The sequence below is a fragment of the Flavobacterium sp. genome (genome assembly GCF_039916025.1).
In the GTDB taxonomy this organism is placed as follows: Bacteria; Bacteroidota; Bacteroidia; order Flavobacteriales; family Flavobacteriaceae; genus Flavobacterium.
Genome location: NZ_JBDSMB010000062.1, coordinates 1 through 13,382, shown reverse-complemented (window position 1 = coordinate 13,382; position 13,382 = coordinate 1). Strand labels below are relative to the sequence as shown.

At 33.7% G+C, this 13,382-nt stretch carries 15 protein-coding genes; 6 read left to right on the top strand and 9 right to left on the bottom strand.

Annotation, left to right across the window (positions count from 1 at the left end):
• Window positions 1-128: 128 nt before the first annotated feature.
• From ABIQ27_RS03610 to ABIQ27_RS03600, 3 genes are read right to left on the bottom strand one after another with little or no spacing between them, the layout of a single operon-like run.
• A complete protein-coding gene (locus ABIQ27_RS03610; protein WP_348032136.1) occupies window positions 129-827 on the bottom strand; it encodes a hypothetical protein in 699 nt (232 codons plus the stop codon).
• A 6-nt stretch (window positions 828-833) separates the two neighbouring features.
• On the bottom strand, window positions 834-1,460 hold the full coding sequence (locus ABIQ27_RS03605; protein ID WP_348032135.1) for a hypothetical protein: 627 nt from the start codon (window positions 1,458-1,460) through the stop codon (window positions 834-836).
• Window position 1,461: 1 nt separating this feature from the next.
• Entirely contained in the window at window positions 1,462-1,794 is a 333-nt protein-coding gene (locus ABIQ27_RS03600; RefSeq protein WP_348032133.1) for a helix-turn-helix transcriptional regulator, read from the bottom strand.
• A gap of 120 nt (window positions 1,795-1,914) precedes the next feature.
• On the opposite strand from ABIQ27_RS03600, the gene ABIQ27_RS03595 reads away from it, so the two are divergent.
• Together ABIQ27_RS03595 and ABIQ27_RS03590 are read left to right on the top strand one after the other, a co-directional pair.
• Window positions 1,915-2,970, top strand: coding sequence for a ferredoxin--NADP reductase (locus ABIQ27_RS03595; RefSeq protein WP_348032131.1), 1,056 nt, complete (start codon window positions 1,915-1,917; stop codon window positions 2,968-2,970).
• Between the two features lie 49 nt (window positions 2,971-3,019).
• Window positions 3,020-3,328 (top strand): hypothetical protein, encoded by a 309-nt coding sequence (locus ABIQ27_RS03590; RefSeq protein WP_348032129.1) that lies wholly within the window; start codon window positions 3,020-3,022, stop codon window positions 3,326-3,328.
• Between the two features lie 40 nt (window positions 3,329-3,368).
• Here the strand turns inward: ABIQ27_RS03590 and ABIQ27_RS03585 are convergent, their stop codons facing one another.
• Complete coding sequence (locus tag ABIQ27_RS03585) at window positions 3,369-4,358, bottom strand: glycosyltransferase family 9 protein (protein ID WP_348032137.1); 990 nt, start codon at window positions 4,356-4,358, stop codon at window positions 3,369-3,371.
• A 134-nt stretch (window positions 4,359-4,492) separates the two neighbouring features.
• Window positions 4,493-5,098 (bottom strand): DUF4254 domain-containing protein, encoded by a 606-nt coding sequence (locus ABIQ27_RS03580; RefSeq protein WP_348032128.1) that lies wholly within the window; start codon window positions 5,096-5,098, stop codon window positions 4,493-4,495.
• Window positions 5,099-5,198: 100 nt separating this feature from the next.
• On the opposite strand from ABIQ27_RS03580, the gene upp reads away from it, so the two are divergent.
• Window positions 5,199-5,852, top strand: a complete 654-nt coding sequence (gene upp, locus ABIQ27_RS03575) for a uracil phosphoribosyltransferase (protein ID WP_348032126.1) — start codon at window positions 5,199-5,201, stop codon at window positions 5,850-5,852.
• Here upp and ABIQ27_RS03570 read toward each other — a convergent pair.
• On the bottom strand, window positions 5,847-6,776 hold the full coding sequence (locus tag ABIQ27_RS03570; RefSeq protein WP_348032124.1) for a DUF6427 family protein: 930 nt from the start codon (window positions 6,774-6,776) through the stop codon (window positions 5,847-5,849). The genes upp and ABIQ27_RS03570 overlap by 6 nt on opposite strands.
• A gap of 45 nt (window positions 6,777-6,821) precedes the next feature.
• On the opposite strand from ABIQ27_RS03570, the gene ABIQ27_RS03565 reads away from it, so the two are divergent.
• Window positions 6,822-7,052, top strand: a complete 231-nt coding sequence (locus ABIQ27_RS03565; protein ID WP_348032122.1) for a uracil phosphoribosyltransferase — start codon at window positions 6,822-6,824, stop codon at window positions 7,050-7,052.
• Here ABIQ27_RS03565 and purD read toward each other — a convergent pair.
• The gene (gene purD, locus ABIQ27_RS03560; RefSeq protein ID WP_348032120.1) at window positions 7,044-8,318 is read right to left on the bottom strand and encodes a phosphoribosylamine--glycine ligase; all 1,275 of its coding nucleotides are present in this window, start codon (window positions 8,316-8,318) and stop codon (window positions 7,044-7,046) included. The two genes, ABIQ27_RS03565 and purD, sit on opposite strands and share 9 nt — an antisense overlap.
• Before the next feature lie 116 nt (window positions 8,319-8,434).
• Here purD and ABIQ27_RS03555 point away from each other — a divergent pair, with 116 nt between their 5' ends.
• Window positions 8,435-9,781: a T9SS type A sorting domain-containing protein gene (locus tag ABIQ27_RS03555; RefSeq protein ID WP_348032118.1), complete on the top strand. Its 1,347-nt coding sequence runs from the start codon at window positions 8,435-8,437 to the stop codon at window positions 9,779-9,781.
• Window positions 9,782-9,839: 58 nt separating this feature from the next.
• A complete protein-coding gene (locus ABIQ27_RS03550; RefSeq protein ID WP_348032116.1) occupies window positions 9,840-11,153 on the top strand; it encodes a phenylacetate--CoA ligase family protein in 1,314 nt (437 codons plus the stop codon).
• Between the two features lie 12 nt (window positions 11,154-11,165).
• Here the strand turns inward: ABIQ27_RS03550 and ABIQ27_RS03545 are convergent, their stop codons facing one another.
• Window positions 11,166-11,933: a glycosyltransferase family 2 protein gene (locus tag ABIQ27_RS03545; RefSeq protein ID WP_348032114.1), complete on the bottom strand. Its 768-nt coding sequence runs from the start codon at window positions 11,931-11,933 to the stop codon at window positions 11,166-11,168.
• 1 nt (window position 11,934) lies between these two features.
• Entirely contained in the window at window positions 11,935-13,302 is a 1,368-nt protein-coding gene (locus ABIQ27_RS03540) for an undecaprenyl-phosphate glucose phosphotransferase (protein WP_348032112.1), read from the bottom strand.
• Window positions 13,303-13,382: the final 80 nt, after the last annotated feature.

The window sequence follows — 13,382 nt, the reverse complement described above, 5'->3', positions numbered from 1 at the left end:
AATTTTCAAAGCAAGATTGGTCCCAAAAGATGCTGAACGGACAAAAGCTTTCCATTCAAGTGTAATGAAGTGTTTGAACATAGTTGTTTGTTTAGGTTTTGGAATTAGTTTCTAAATGTAAAAATTTGTTACATATTATTAGCCATTTCATATTCAGGATATGTTGATTTAAGATAATCTTCGGCTTTTATTGGTATCAAAACCAAAACAATATATGTGATTAAACATAAAACAACTAGCATAAAACTAAACATTAATAATGTCCAATCTTGATAATGTTTCCCATTTAAATGCAAAGCAAGTTGTATTGGGATATTTATTAATCCAGCTAATGAACTATAGCCAAAAATAATTTCTTTAAAGAGCCATTTTTTTCCAGTTTGAAGATTTACTTTTTTATTTTTTCTGGAAATTAAAGTCATTCCTATGATGAAAACCAAGATAATTCCAATAAAAAGCCATTGTATAATTTCAGGGCCTTCCTGAAAAAATTTCAATAAATAAAACACAATTCCCATTACGGAAACAGTTCCAATAATTTTCGGAATGGTGAAAAAAGTTTTCAGTAATTGCCATACAAGTTTATTGTATTTTTTATTTAAAGCTGATTGGCGTTTTTCGACCACATCCATAAAACCAAAAATCCCGAATTTCCTGAACTCAATTTGCAGAACTTCTTCAAAAGTCAATTTAGGATTTTCATGCCATTTTTCTTCTATGCCATTTGCCAAATGGTCGACCAGCTCGGTTTGTAAATCGTAAAATTCCACATAATGTTTGGAAGTAAATTCACGAAGGTTTCGGATTTGTTCTATTGTAAGCTTCATTTCAATTTACAAAGTATTTAATTTTAGTTTGAAAAAATTTCTGATTTGAGTAATTGAAAAATATATATATCCCAAAAACAAATACCAGAAAATCAATATACCATAAAAATATGTTGTGTCAGTCTCGTCAAATGGTTGTAAAAAAAGTAAATTTAACCAATATAAAATCGCCAAAAGCTGACCGTTTTTTTCAATATAATAAAACCTTTTTTTAAGTATAAAATAAAAGTAAACTAGCTGAATTATTGATATAAACAACATTGAATACAAAAAATAATGTGGTGAATTATCGATAAAAAAATCTAAATTTTTATTGGGCATAATAGCCTTTGAAACTATAAAAAGTAGAGTTAAAAGCAGCAACATTTGCGGTTTTACTAAAAACATTGCAAACTTTTTAATTTCACTTAAAGCAAAACCCCAATTCTCTTTATTACCTTTTAAAATATCTTTTCTGTTAATAATCATATAACTTTTAAAAGCATCATAAAAATCAATCGCTTCTTTATCCATTTTATCCTCAACAGCTGCGGCAATATGGTCAATCATTTCGGCTCTAATGTCAACAAAAACAACATCATGCTTTTGTAAATAGTTGTCAATAAATTGAATTTCTTGTTTACTTAATTTCATATTATGTTAGTTTCGGTTGCACTAAATTTTGCATATTTCTAATAAAATCTTCTAATTCTGCCAATCGGTTTATGGTTTCGGAAGTTCCTTTTTCAGTCAGTTTATAGTATTTCCGCAACCGATTATCTACATTTTCAATTTCAACTTCAAGAACACCTTCTGCTTCTAACTTGTGTAACGCAGGATACAAAGCGCCTTCAGTGATTTTTAATTCGCCTTTGGTCATTTCTTTTACTTTTTGAGTAATTTCATAACCATACATTCGACCATTTTCTTCCAAAAGTTTCATCACAATCGTGTTTAAACTTCCTTTATACAATTGAGAATTTTTCATCGCAGCATCATTTTATAAAACAAATATACATAAGTTTTCTATATACATAATATTCTTATGTAATAAATTTATATTTCTTCAAAAGTTAATCGTTTCTTACCTTTGCAAAAATTATTTTCCATGTCATCCTTTTATAAATTACAAATTAAAGAAGTAAAACACGAAACTGCTAATGCCATTTCTGTTGCTTTTAACATACCTGCCGAATTAAAATCTGCTTATCAATTCACTGCAGGTCAATACGTTAACCTAAAATTAACTTTAGACGGACAGGAAATTCGTCGTGCGTATTCTGTTTGTTCTTCACCTAATAGTGATGAACTTCGCATTGCCATAAAGTCAGTTAAAGAAGGTCATTTTTCAAAATTCGCGAATGATAATTTAAAGGTTGGAGATATTTTGGAAGTTGGTCAACCGGAAGGAAAATTTACTTTCGAACCTTCTTTTTCAAACCTTAAAAATTATGCGGCTTTTGTTGCCGGAAGTGGAATTACACCAGTTATGTCAATTCTAAAGTCAGTTTTAGAAAACGAGCCAAAAAGCACTTTTGTTTTGGTTTACGGGAACAAATCTCCCGAAGAAACCATTTTCCACAACGAACTACACGAACTGCAATTGAAATATGTCGGGCGCTTTTTTGTGCATTATGTTTTTAGTCAGGCTAAATCTGATGGCGAACTTTTTGGACGAATTGAAAAGTCAACGGTGAATTTTGTGTTGAACAACAAACACAAAGAAAAAGAGTTTGATAAATTCTATTTATGTGGTCCGGAAGCGATGATTAATTTGGTTTCAGATGTTTTGAAAGAGCACAATGTTCCTGAGAAAGATATCAAATTCGAATTGTTTTCTACGCCGACAACCAATGATAATCCAAACGCTGAAAAACATACCGGTCATACCAAAATTACAATTAAGGTTGACGACGAAGAAGTGACTTTTGAAATGTCACAAAAACAAACCGTTCTCGAAGCGGCTTTGAAACAAGGCATTGATGCGCCGTATTCCTGTCAGGGTGGAATTTGTAGTTCCTGCCTGGCGCGAATTACGAATGGAACTGCCGAAATGCTAAAGAATACTATTTTAACCGATGGCGAAATTGCCGAAGGATTAATTTTAACTTGTCAGGCACATCCAACTTCTCCGGAGATTTATATAGATTATGATGATGTGTAGGTAAAATAATGTCATCCCGAGCGCAGTCGAGGGACCAAATTCCAAATCGTTGAAAAACAAACTCGAAATATTTAAAAAGGCACAAGAGCTGTTGGATGAACCAGAAGTTCAAGAGCTTTTAGATTATTGCGAGAAATTGGAAGATGAACTCATTGATTTGAAGTTTGAAAAAGATAAAAACAAACAATTAATCATGCTCGACATGATTAAAGAAGTTGTAAAAGGTTGCAATGCGATTGAAAAAGAGCAAGGAGAACATGACCGTTTTGGATATGAAGCGCCAAACTATAAAGAAACGATTGCTAATTTGAAAAGTTATATTTTAGCTCAATGCAGAGATAATAAGATATACTTGTAACTGTATTTTTAACCATTAAGATATTAAGTTTCATTAAGTCTTAATGGTTTAATTTTTCAACAACACTTTCCACAGAAATCGTTCGCATCGCATCTTGATAACCTGCCACTTTTTTATTGCCATAAACCGAAGTTGGCAATTTGGGGAACTTTTCTCTGTCGGAAACCAGGCAGTTTTCTAAAGGTTGGTTGAAAGGTGCAAATCCTGCAAATGGATGTGTTGCACCCCAAAGCGTAATTACTTTTATTCCCAGCATTGCAGCCATGTGTGCATTCCCCGAATCCATCGAAAGCATTACATTCAAGTTGGAAATCAAATCTAATTCCTGTTGAAGTTTAAGTTTTCCGGCAACGTTTATCACATTTTCTTTTCCGTTGGCAAACAAATTCAGAATTTCAATTTCTTTATTTCCGCCACCAAAAAGGAAAATTTTACTATTTGAATCAGATGCTAATTCATTTATAACTTGATGCATCAAATCCTGCGGATACACTTTGCTGGCGTATTGAGCAAATGGTGCGATTCCAATCCAATTTTGATTTGCTTTTTCTCCTGTGATTTTTATAATTTCTGTGGATAAAATAGCTTTCTCCGGAAACTTTGGATTAGACAAATCAATACTGAAACCTAACTTTTTAAAAGTATCGACATGTCTTTCAACCATTGACTTGATTGGCTTGAAGATTTTATTTTCGGCACGGGTTAAGGCCCGTTTTTCTGCTCGTCCTTTATCTGTAAAAGCTACTTTTTTACCACTTAAAGCGAAAAGAGTTCTGATGACTTGTGAACGCAGAACATTATGCAAATCGGCAACAGCATCAATATGCAATTGCTTTAAATCGGAATATAATTTCAACAATCCTGGAAAACCTTTGTGTCTTCCTTTAACATCAACCGCAAAGAAATCTACATTCGGAATTCCGTCAAAAAAAGGTTTGAAAAATGGTCGGGAAACGATTGTGATTTTTGCGCTTGGATTCTGCTCAACAAAAGCGCTGATAACAGGAACTGTCATCGCAACATCGCCCATGGCAGACATTCGGATGACAGCTATATGTTTGATTTGGTTTGACAATTAATTTGTTTTAAAACCATTAAGGTATTAAGTTTAATTAAGGATGTCTTACTTTTTCTTAATACCTTACTGGTTCGAAATGTAATTTATTATTTCTTATTCTGATATAAAACCGGATTCAAATCATCGTCGTTGTACATCTTCATCTGTTTGTACACTTTCATGAATTTGTCGCCGTTTTCAATATCTGTGATTAAATCATCAATCGCTGTTGACAAATCGGTTCTTTGTTCTAACAACACATTCAATTTTGCCTGACATTTATCTCTGTGTTCCTGTGAAGCTTCGGCACGATTGGCTTCTTCTGTCATGTGATAAATTTTTAAAGCTAAAATTGATAATCTGTCAATCGTCCAAGCTGGACTTTCAGAGTTTATTTTGGCGTTGTCTTTTACGTTGACATTGCTATATTTTTGAAGAAAATAGCTGTCGATATATTCAACCATATCCGTTCTTTCCTGATTCGAAGCATCGATTCTTCTTTTCAAAACCAAAGCGGCAACCGGGTCAATATTTGGGTCGCGGATGATATCTTCAAAATGCCATTGAACTGTATCAATCCAGTTTTTGAAATACAGCAAATGTTCGATCTTCTCTTTTGGATATGGATTGTTAACAGGTTGGTCTACGTTGTCATGAACATGATAATCCTTAATACTTTGTTCAAATATAGAATAGGCAAATTTTGAAAACATACTTTTAAATTTAATTTTATTTCATACAATTCGACCTAAAGGTCTCGGGTGCAAAGATAGTTTTTTATACATTTACCTAAACATACAAATTCCCACATTCATGCATCTTCACAATATTTCGGAAAACAACAGCATTCTCAATCATTTTTTGGCACAGATTCGTGACGTAAACATTCAAAAAGACAGCATGCGTTTTCGAAAAAACATCGAAAGAATTGGTGAAATTATGGCGTATGAATTGAGCAAAACTTTAGAATATAAAAGCGTTGATGTTCAGACACCGCTTGGCATTAAACACACAACAACTATTGCAGACCATGTGGTTTTGTGTTCTATTCTTCGTGCCGGATTAGCTTTGCACATGGGTTTTATGAATGTTTTTGACAATGCCGAAAACGGTTTTGTTTCCGCCTATCGACATCATTATGACAACGATGATAAGTTTGATATTTTAGTAGAATATCAGGCGGCGCCTTCTTTTGAAAATAAAAACCTGATTATGATTGATCCGATGCTTGCGACTGGACAATCAATGGTGGCGGTTTTGCAAAAACTGCATCTGGAACAAAAACCAAAAGAAATTCATATTGCCGTTGTAATTGCGGCACCGGAAGGCATTGAATATCTCAAACAAAATCTTCCCGACAGTTGCCATCTTTGGATAGCTGCAATTGATGAAAAACTTAACGAGAAAAACTACATCGTTCCAGGTCTTGGAGATGCGGGCGATTTGGCTTATGGAAGCAAATTATAGCTGAGAGAAATAGCTAAAAAAACATCCTACAATCAGTAGTAACAACACGATTTCCTGATACATTTTGCTTTGGGAATATTCGATGTTTGTCGTACACATCACTGATAATGGCATAAATGTAAAAACCAGCATCTCATTGTTTTTATCTGGTGAAATCAAAAAAATCGTAACTCCGATTAAAAACCCAAAAATCATTTTCTTAAAAGAAGCCTGCAAAATCAGAGGCTTATTTGTTAAAGAAAGAACCAGCGATAACAGAAAATACAGTGCAATTACAACAAAAAACGAAAGCGCAATATTCTGATAATTATTGGTGAAATAATTGAGTTCAAAATTAGTTTGGGTTTGATTTATAATATGTGCAATCCAAGTTATATCAAATACCAAGGCTGCAACTAAAAATATGACCGCGGTTGCAAAAAATGCCACAAAAGGTAAAAGCCAGTTTCTAAAATCTCTTGAAACGTGGAAAATTATGGAAGCATACACCAAAATGATAAAAAGGATGCACCAAAAATGAAACAGGCTGGCAATAAAAATCCACATCGAAGCATCGAAAATCTTTTCCTTTGGTGCTTTTAAAGTCTGCAGTGAAATCAGTCTTCGAATCGCCAAAAGCAGAAAAAAATTGGCGAACAATAAATTGGAATTATTAAAAATGGATGGGAAAATGAGTAGAAATAATAAGAAAAAAAGAATTGTATAAGTGCTGTTTTTGGTCAGGTTGTTCTTTTTTACGGTAAAGCTTACCAGGGAAAAACAAGCCAATAATAACAAAACAAGTGTTGCTGTTTTTGAAAATCCATTGGTAGAAATCGTAGCTAACAAATCGCTTGACTGATACATAAAAAAGAAAAGCAGCAACGAAACTACCACCAAAGCATTATTAAGTAGAGTAGATTTTTTAAAAACGCTTGTTATCATAAGGATATTTTATACATTTGTGCTGTAAATATAACATTTTATAAAATGAGAGCATTTTTTGAAGGCATTCAATCTTTATTTGTAGATTTTTTATTCAAACCATTTGATTTATTACGCTCTTTAGAGTTAAGCAGCTGGTGGTTGGCTAATATTATTAGCTGGGTAATGATTATTATTTGTGGTTATTATATAGTTTACTGGTGCAAACAATTAGTAATACACCGTGCTAACAACGAAGAAAACCAAGATACAACGGCTCATTCTTTCTTAAAGTAAGTCGAAGCCAATATCTTTTCTAAAATACATCTTATCAAAATTTAGCTTGTCTATATTTTGGTAAGATTTTTTTATGGCTTCCTGGAAATCATTGCCAAAAGAAGTGATTGCCAAAACTCTTCCGCCATTAGAGACCACTTTCCCATTATCTAACTTTGTTCCTGCATGGAAAACAAGTGAGCCTTCAACTTTGTCTAAGCCAAAAATTTCTTTTCCTTTATCATAGTCTTCAGGATATCCACCGGAAACCATCATTACTGTTGTAGCGCTTCTTTCGTCAATTTCTAAAGAAACTTCGTTTAATTTTCCAGTAGTTACCGCTTGGAATAATTCTACTAAATCGGATTTAATTCTTGGAATTACAACTTCCGTTTCGGGATCACCCATTCTAACATTGTATTCAATAACTATTGGTTCGCCTTTGACGATGATCAATCCGATAAAAACGAATCCTTTGTATTCAATTCCGTCTTTTTGCAAACCTTCAACCGTTGGTTTTACAATTCGGGTTTCTATTTTTTCAAGTAAAACAGCATCCGCAAACGGAACCGGTGAAACCGCTCCCATGCCACCAGTATTCAAACCTGTGTCTCCTTCTCCAATTCGTTTATAGTCTTTGGCTGTTGGCAGCACTTTATAATTCTTACCGTCTGTCAATACAAAACAGCTCAATTCAATTCCGTCAAGAAACTCTTCGATAACTACTTTCGCACTTGCGTTACCAAATTTGGCATGAACCAACATATTTCGCAATTCTGATTTTGCTTCTTCTAAATCGTTAAGAATTAGAACACCTTTTCCGGCAGCTAATCCATCTGCTTTTAAAACATATGGTGGTTGTAGTGTTTCTAAAAATTCGCATCCTTTTTCGACAGTTGCTGCAGTAAAACTATCGTAAGCTGCTGTTGGTATGTTATGCTTAACCAGAAATTCTTTGGCAAATTCTTTACTTCCTTCCAATTGAGCCCCAACTTTTGATGGGCCGATAACCGGAATATGATTTAATTCAGGATTATTTTTAAAGAAATCATAAATTCCTGAAACTAATGGATCTTCAGGGCCAACAACAACCATTTCAACTTTTTCCTGAATTGCGAATGATTTTATCGCATTGAAATCGGTTGGACTGATAGGGACATTTGTTGCTATTTCCGCTGTTCCTGCGTTTCCAGGGGCAACAAAAAGTGCTGAGCATTTTGAACTTTGTAGCATTTTTAATGCTAAAGCATGTTCTCTGCCGCCAGAACCTAGTAGTAAGATGACCATCTTTTTTTTATTTTGATTGCAAAAATAATCTTTTATCTATTAAAGATTTATTAAATATTTATGCGATTGAAATAAAAATGTTATTTTTGTATCAATTAATCAAAATTAAAAAAACTATGAAAAAATTATTACTTACTTTTTCTTTAATCGCTTTAACGTCAACAATTAACGCTCAGTGGACTTCTCAGGGTACAGGTTTTGCTGATGCAAGTAGAGGTTTAAGCCAAATTAGCATAGTTGATGCTAATACTGTATGGGGTTTAGCCTATGACGGTTCTGGTTCCGGAGCTAATGTTCAGGAATTTACTTTAACAACTGACAGCGGTACTACTTGGACTGCAGGAATTATTGATGTGGGAAATCCGATTTGGGAGTTAAATAACATATCTCCTGTTAGTGCTACTACAGCTTGGGTTTCTGCTATAAACAATATTCCTTTAGACGCAAATAACGGTGTTGGGTATATTTACAAAACTAATGACGGTGGAGCGACTTGGGCTCCACAATGCGAAGCTGGTTTTCAAATTGCTGGTTCTTCTTTCCTGAATGGAGTTTATTTTTGGAATGCCAACGTTGGTGTTGCTTATGGTGATCCAACAGGAGGAGAATTTGAAATTTGGAGAACAACAGATGGTGGTACTGTCTGGACCCAGATTACTGGTGCTAATATAGCCAATCCTTTAAGTGGAGAATATGGATATAACAGCACACCAATTGCTGCAGGAGGCGTATTATGGTTTCCAACAAATAAAGGAAGATTATTCAGAACTACTGATATGGGAGCCACTTGGCAAGCTGCTCAAGCTCCTTTAACTGATTTTGGCGCTGCTTTGCCAGCAAATAGTGGAACTGCAATTTTTAGTAATGCAACCAACGGTTATTTATTAAAAACATCTGGGACAGTTGCTGTTCCTGTTTATCAATATTACACCACTTCAAATGCTGGTGTTAACTGGACTGCTGCTGCTACTTTTACAGGTACGCGTAGAATTCTTAATTACATTCCTGGAACTACTACAATAGTTGCTACTTCTCAAATAGCTCCGGTGGGAACATCTCTTAGTATCAATAACGGTGTAACCTGGACAGATGTTGAATCAGCTGCACAAAGAGGAACATCTGCATTTATAGGTTCTACTGGTTGGAGTGCTGGTTTTGGAGATGGTGATCCTTTAGGGACTGCCGGTATTTTTAAATTGACTACTCCATTAGGTCTTGAGAATTCAACTATTAGTAAATTTAAGATTTATCCAAATCCTGCTACTTCTGTAGTAACAATTTCTACTCCGGATGTTGATGCTGCCAAATTATCAGTAACTGATTTATCAGGTAAAGTTGTTATGACTAAATCATTAAACGGAATTGAAAATACTGTAGATATTTCTAGCCTTTCTGCTGGTGCTTATTTCTTTGAATTAAGTTCAGATAACAAAAAAGAAGTGGTTAAAATTCTTAAAAATTAATTCCAAATAAAATAGTATTTTTAAGGGCTGACATTTGTTAGCCCTTTTTTATTGTCTTATGCTCAACTTTTTCAATTTATCGCTCCGCTTAAATGGTTTCCCTATAAAAGAAGCTTCTGCCGAATTGGAAAAGATTCTATCCATTTCAGAAATTGATTATGACAATTATATCAATCAAAAGAAAAATGAGATTGTTGATTATCATTTGAAACACAACAAATCATATCAGGGCTTTGTTGGGAAAACCTCATCTGACAATTGGAATAAACTTCCTGTAATGACAAAAAAGGAATTTCAAAAGCCATTATCCGAAAGGCTTTCAGAAGGATTTACTCCATCCACAATCTATGTAAACAAAACTTCCGGTTCAAGCGGTGATCCTTTCATTTTTGCCAAAGATAAATTTTGCCATGCTTTGACCTGGGCTAATAATATTCGCCATTTTGGTTGGTTTGGCATCGATTTTAATTCGTCTTTACAAGCACGCTTTTATGGAATTCCATTAGATTTTATCGGTAATAAAAAAGAGCGCATAAAAGACTTACTGAGCCATCGCTATCGTTTTACAATATTCAATTTGTCCGATGAAGTCTTAGAAAAAGTCTTAATCAAATTCCAAAATAAAAAGTTTGATTATATCAATGGATATACCTCTTCCATAGTTTTATTTGCCAAATTTTTACAAAAGAAAAATATTGTTTTAACGACAGTTTGCCCAACATTAAAATTCTGTGTTGTAACTTCTGAAATGCTTTTTGATGATGATAAGATTTTGCTCGAAAAACAATTTGGCGTTCCGATTGTTAATGAATATGGCGCTTCCGAATTGGATTTGATTGCATTTCAAAATCCCGCAGGTGAATGGCAGGTGAATTCCGAAACTTTATTTGTAGAGGTTTTAGATGATGACAATAATGTTTTGCCTAACGGAAAACAAGGCCGTATTGTAATTACTTCATTATACAATAAAGCGCATCCTTTTATCCGATATGATATTGGCGATGTTGGAATTCTAGACGAAAAAAGCACTTCTAAAAAGCCTATTCTTAAAAAATTGATTGGGCGAACCAATGATGTTGCCGTTTTACCCAGCGGAAAAAAATCGCCTGGATTAACCTTTTATTATGTTACCAAAAGCATCATTGAAGACGATGGAAATGTGAAAGAATTTGTCATTAAACAAACCAAAACCGACACCTTCATCATTGAATACGTAAGTGAATTTGAATTGTCTGAAATCCAGATTCAACAAATTGAAAAAGCTATTACAACGTATTTAGAAAGTGGCCTGACTTTTTCATTTATCAGAAAAGAAAAACTTGAACGCAGCAAAAGCGGAAAGCTAAAACAGTTTGTTTCTTTAGTTAAATAGAAAGTCTTTATTCTATGCCTTCTTACTATAACCTGGCTTAATAATAAGTTGCGTGAAGACAAACATCATAGTGCATCCAAGTGAAGCGAGAAAGTTCATTTTATGAAACTTATGATACACATTGAAATTGTACTTCAACAATTCCATTTTGGAAGATGAAATCGAATTTTTCCTAATTCTGTAATATGCCAGAACTTCCGGAACTGGTTGGGCTGTTTTTATCTTTTTTACAATGGTAAGCCACAGCATCCAATCCTGTCTTTTTCTTATTCTATTGATAGGAATTTTTCCTAGAATTCCTGCATTATAAATTGCTGTAGAGTTTCCAATATAGTTGCAAAAAAACAACTTTTTATAAGTAGTAAATAGTGGTGCTTCCTTTCGGATATTCAACTTATTCCCTTTTTCATCTATACATTCATAGAAACTAAAAGTAAAGGCCAAATTATTTTCTTTCATGGAACCCAATTGCCTTTCGAGTTTATTAGGCGCCCATAAATCATCCGAATCCAGGAATGAAATATAATTCCCTTTTGAGTTAGCCACACCAAGGTTTCTTGCTACGCCTGTGCCTTCATTTTTTGGTAACGAATGCAATTTGACTCTAGGGTCTAGTTTAATCGCATCATTAATAATTTCAACTGTTTTATCGGTTGAACAATCATCAATAATGAGCAATTCCCAATTTGTGTAGGTTTGATTTTGAACAGAATGAATTGTAGCGGAAATGAATTTTTCAGAGTTATAAGTTGGTGTTATAATTGATACCAAATTATCCATCTTAGTAGGCTTTGTCTTCTCCTCTGAAGATATTAAATACAGTTTGGAAAATGATTTTGATGTCCATGATCAGCGACCAGTTTTCTATATAAAAAACATCGAGCTTTATTCTGTTTACCATGTCTTCTTCGGTTTCAATTTCCCCTCTGAAACCTTTTACTTGTGCTAAACCTGTAATGCCAGGTTTTACATAATGGCGAACCATATATTTCTTTATTTTACTGGCGTAGGCTTTGTTTTGTGACCACAAGTGCGGTCTTGGTCCAACCACCGACATTTCTCCAATTAGAACATTAAAAAACTGTGGTAATTCATCCATGCTTGTCTTTCTCATCAATTTCCCCATTCGGGTAACTCTTGGGTCATTTTTTGACGCTTCTTTTTCAGTAAATCCATTAACCTGCATTGAACGGAATTTATAACAGAAGAATTCTTCTTCATCCATTCCGGGTCTTCCCTGCATAAAAAATACTGGCCCTTTTGATTCCAATTTTATCAGAATGGCCAACACAGGAATCAACCAGGATAACAGAAAAATGATGACAAATAATGAAAAGAATACATCAAAAGCACGCTTAAGACCTTTGATAATCGGATTGTGCAATTGTGTTTTTTGAAGAGATAATACCGGAAATAATTCGTAATAATCAACTTTGAGGTTTTTCGAGAAAATCTCTTTGGTATCGGGAATGAATTTGATTGCCTTTTTATTATCATCGGCAAATTCAACTAATTCTTTTAGTTTTTCGTTTGAGATTTCATTTAATGAGCAATAGATTTCGTCTACTTTATTGTCGATTACAAATTCTTTTAAATCATCTATTTTCCCCTTAACTTCAGGGTTTTGCTTTTTATCTGAAAAATATCCTAAGAATCTATAACCGTAATCTTTTCTGGTTTCGAATACTTCTTTTAGCCGTATTGCTTCCGGTGTAAATCCAATGATAACGGCATTCCTGAAATTACTTCCTGTTACAATCCTGTATTTTTTTAAGTAAAAAAACCAAAAATATTTAAAGGTTACAATGATTAGGAAACTTGCAGTCATAAAAATTGCAATTGCCTTTCCGCTAAAAATCGTCGTTTTTGCAAACGGGAAAAAAGCAATGACAACCAATAAAAAAACACTAAACTGTTTTATTAATTTAGTGATAATTTCAACCGGAGTTGTAAATCGATAAACTTCATAATATTTTACAAGTATTGCAATGACAATCCACGTAAATGTTTGGTACAACAAGTAGTAAAACTGATTAAGATTCAGTTCTCTGAAACAATATAAACTCAATGATGTAATTATAATTAGATCGAAAAGTATATTAATCGGCCTTATATATTTTGAGTATCTACCTGTTTGTTGTGCAACCATAAGCTACTAGTGGATATATCCCTTAAAGTCTTTGTGTTCTTCTTTTAAAAGCTCTTCAGATGAAAGCGATTTAAAATACT

Coding starts and splice junctions, on each gene's coding strand:
- ABIQ27_RS03610 (WP_348032136.1), bottom strand. CDS start 827: ATGAAGCTTACAATAGAACAAATCCGAAACCTTCGTGAATTTACTTCC.
- ABIQ27_RS03605 (WP_348032135.1), bottom strand. CDS start 1,460: ATGAAATTAAGTAAACAAGAAATTCAATTTATTGACAACTATTTACAA.
- ABIQ27_RS03600 (WP_348032133.1), bottom strand. CDS start 1,794: ATGAAAAATTCTCAATTGTATAAAGGAAGTTTAAACACGATTGTGATG.
- ABIQ27_RS03595 (WP_348032131.1), top strand. CDS start 1,915: ATGTCATCCTTTTATAAATTACAAATTAAAGAAGTAAAACACGAAACT.
- ABIQ27_RS03585 (WP_348032137.1), bottom strand. CDS start 4,358: ATGGGCGATGTTGCGATGACAGTTCCTGTTATCAGCGCTTTTGTTGAG.
- ABIQ27_RS03580 (WP_348032128.1), bottom strand. CDS start 5,098: ATGTTTTCAAAATTTGCCTATTCTATATTTGAACAAAGTATTAAGGAT.
- upp (WP_348032126.1), top strand. CDS start 5,199: ATGCATCTTCACAATATTTCGGAAAACAACAGCATTCTCAATCATTTT.
- ABIQ27_RS03570 (WP_348032124.1), bottom strand. CDS start 6,776: ATGATAACAAGCGTTTTTAAAAAATCTACTCTACTTAATAATGCTTTG.
- ABIQ27_RS03565 (WP_348032122.1), top strand. CDS start 6,822: ATGAGAGCATTTTTTGAAGGCATTCAATCTTTATTTGTAGATTTTTTA.
- purD (WP_348032120.1), bottom strand. CDS start 8,318: ATGGTCATCTTACTACTAGGTTCTGGCGGCAGAGAACATGCTTTAGCA.
- ABIQ27_RS03555 (WP_348032118.1), top strand. CDS start 8,435: ATGAAAAAATTATTACTTACTTTTTCTTTAATCGCTTTAACGTCAACA.
- ABIQ27_RS03550 (WP_348032116.1), top strand. CDS start 9,840: ATGCTCAACTTTTTCAATTTATCGCTCCGCTTAAATGGTTTCCCTATA.
- ABIQ27_RS03545 (WP_348032114.1), bottom strand. CDS start 11,933: ATGGATAATTTGGTATCAATTATAACACCAACTTATAACTCTGAAAAA.
- ABIQ27_RS03540 (WP_348032112.1), bottom strand. CDS start 13,302: ATGGTTGCACAACAAACAGGTAGATACTCAAAATATATAAGGCCGATT.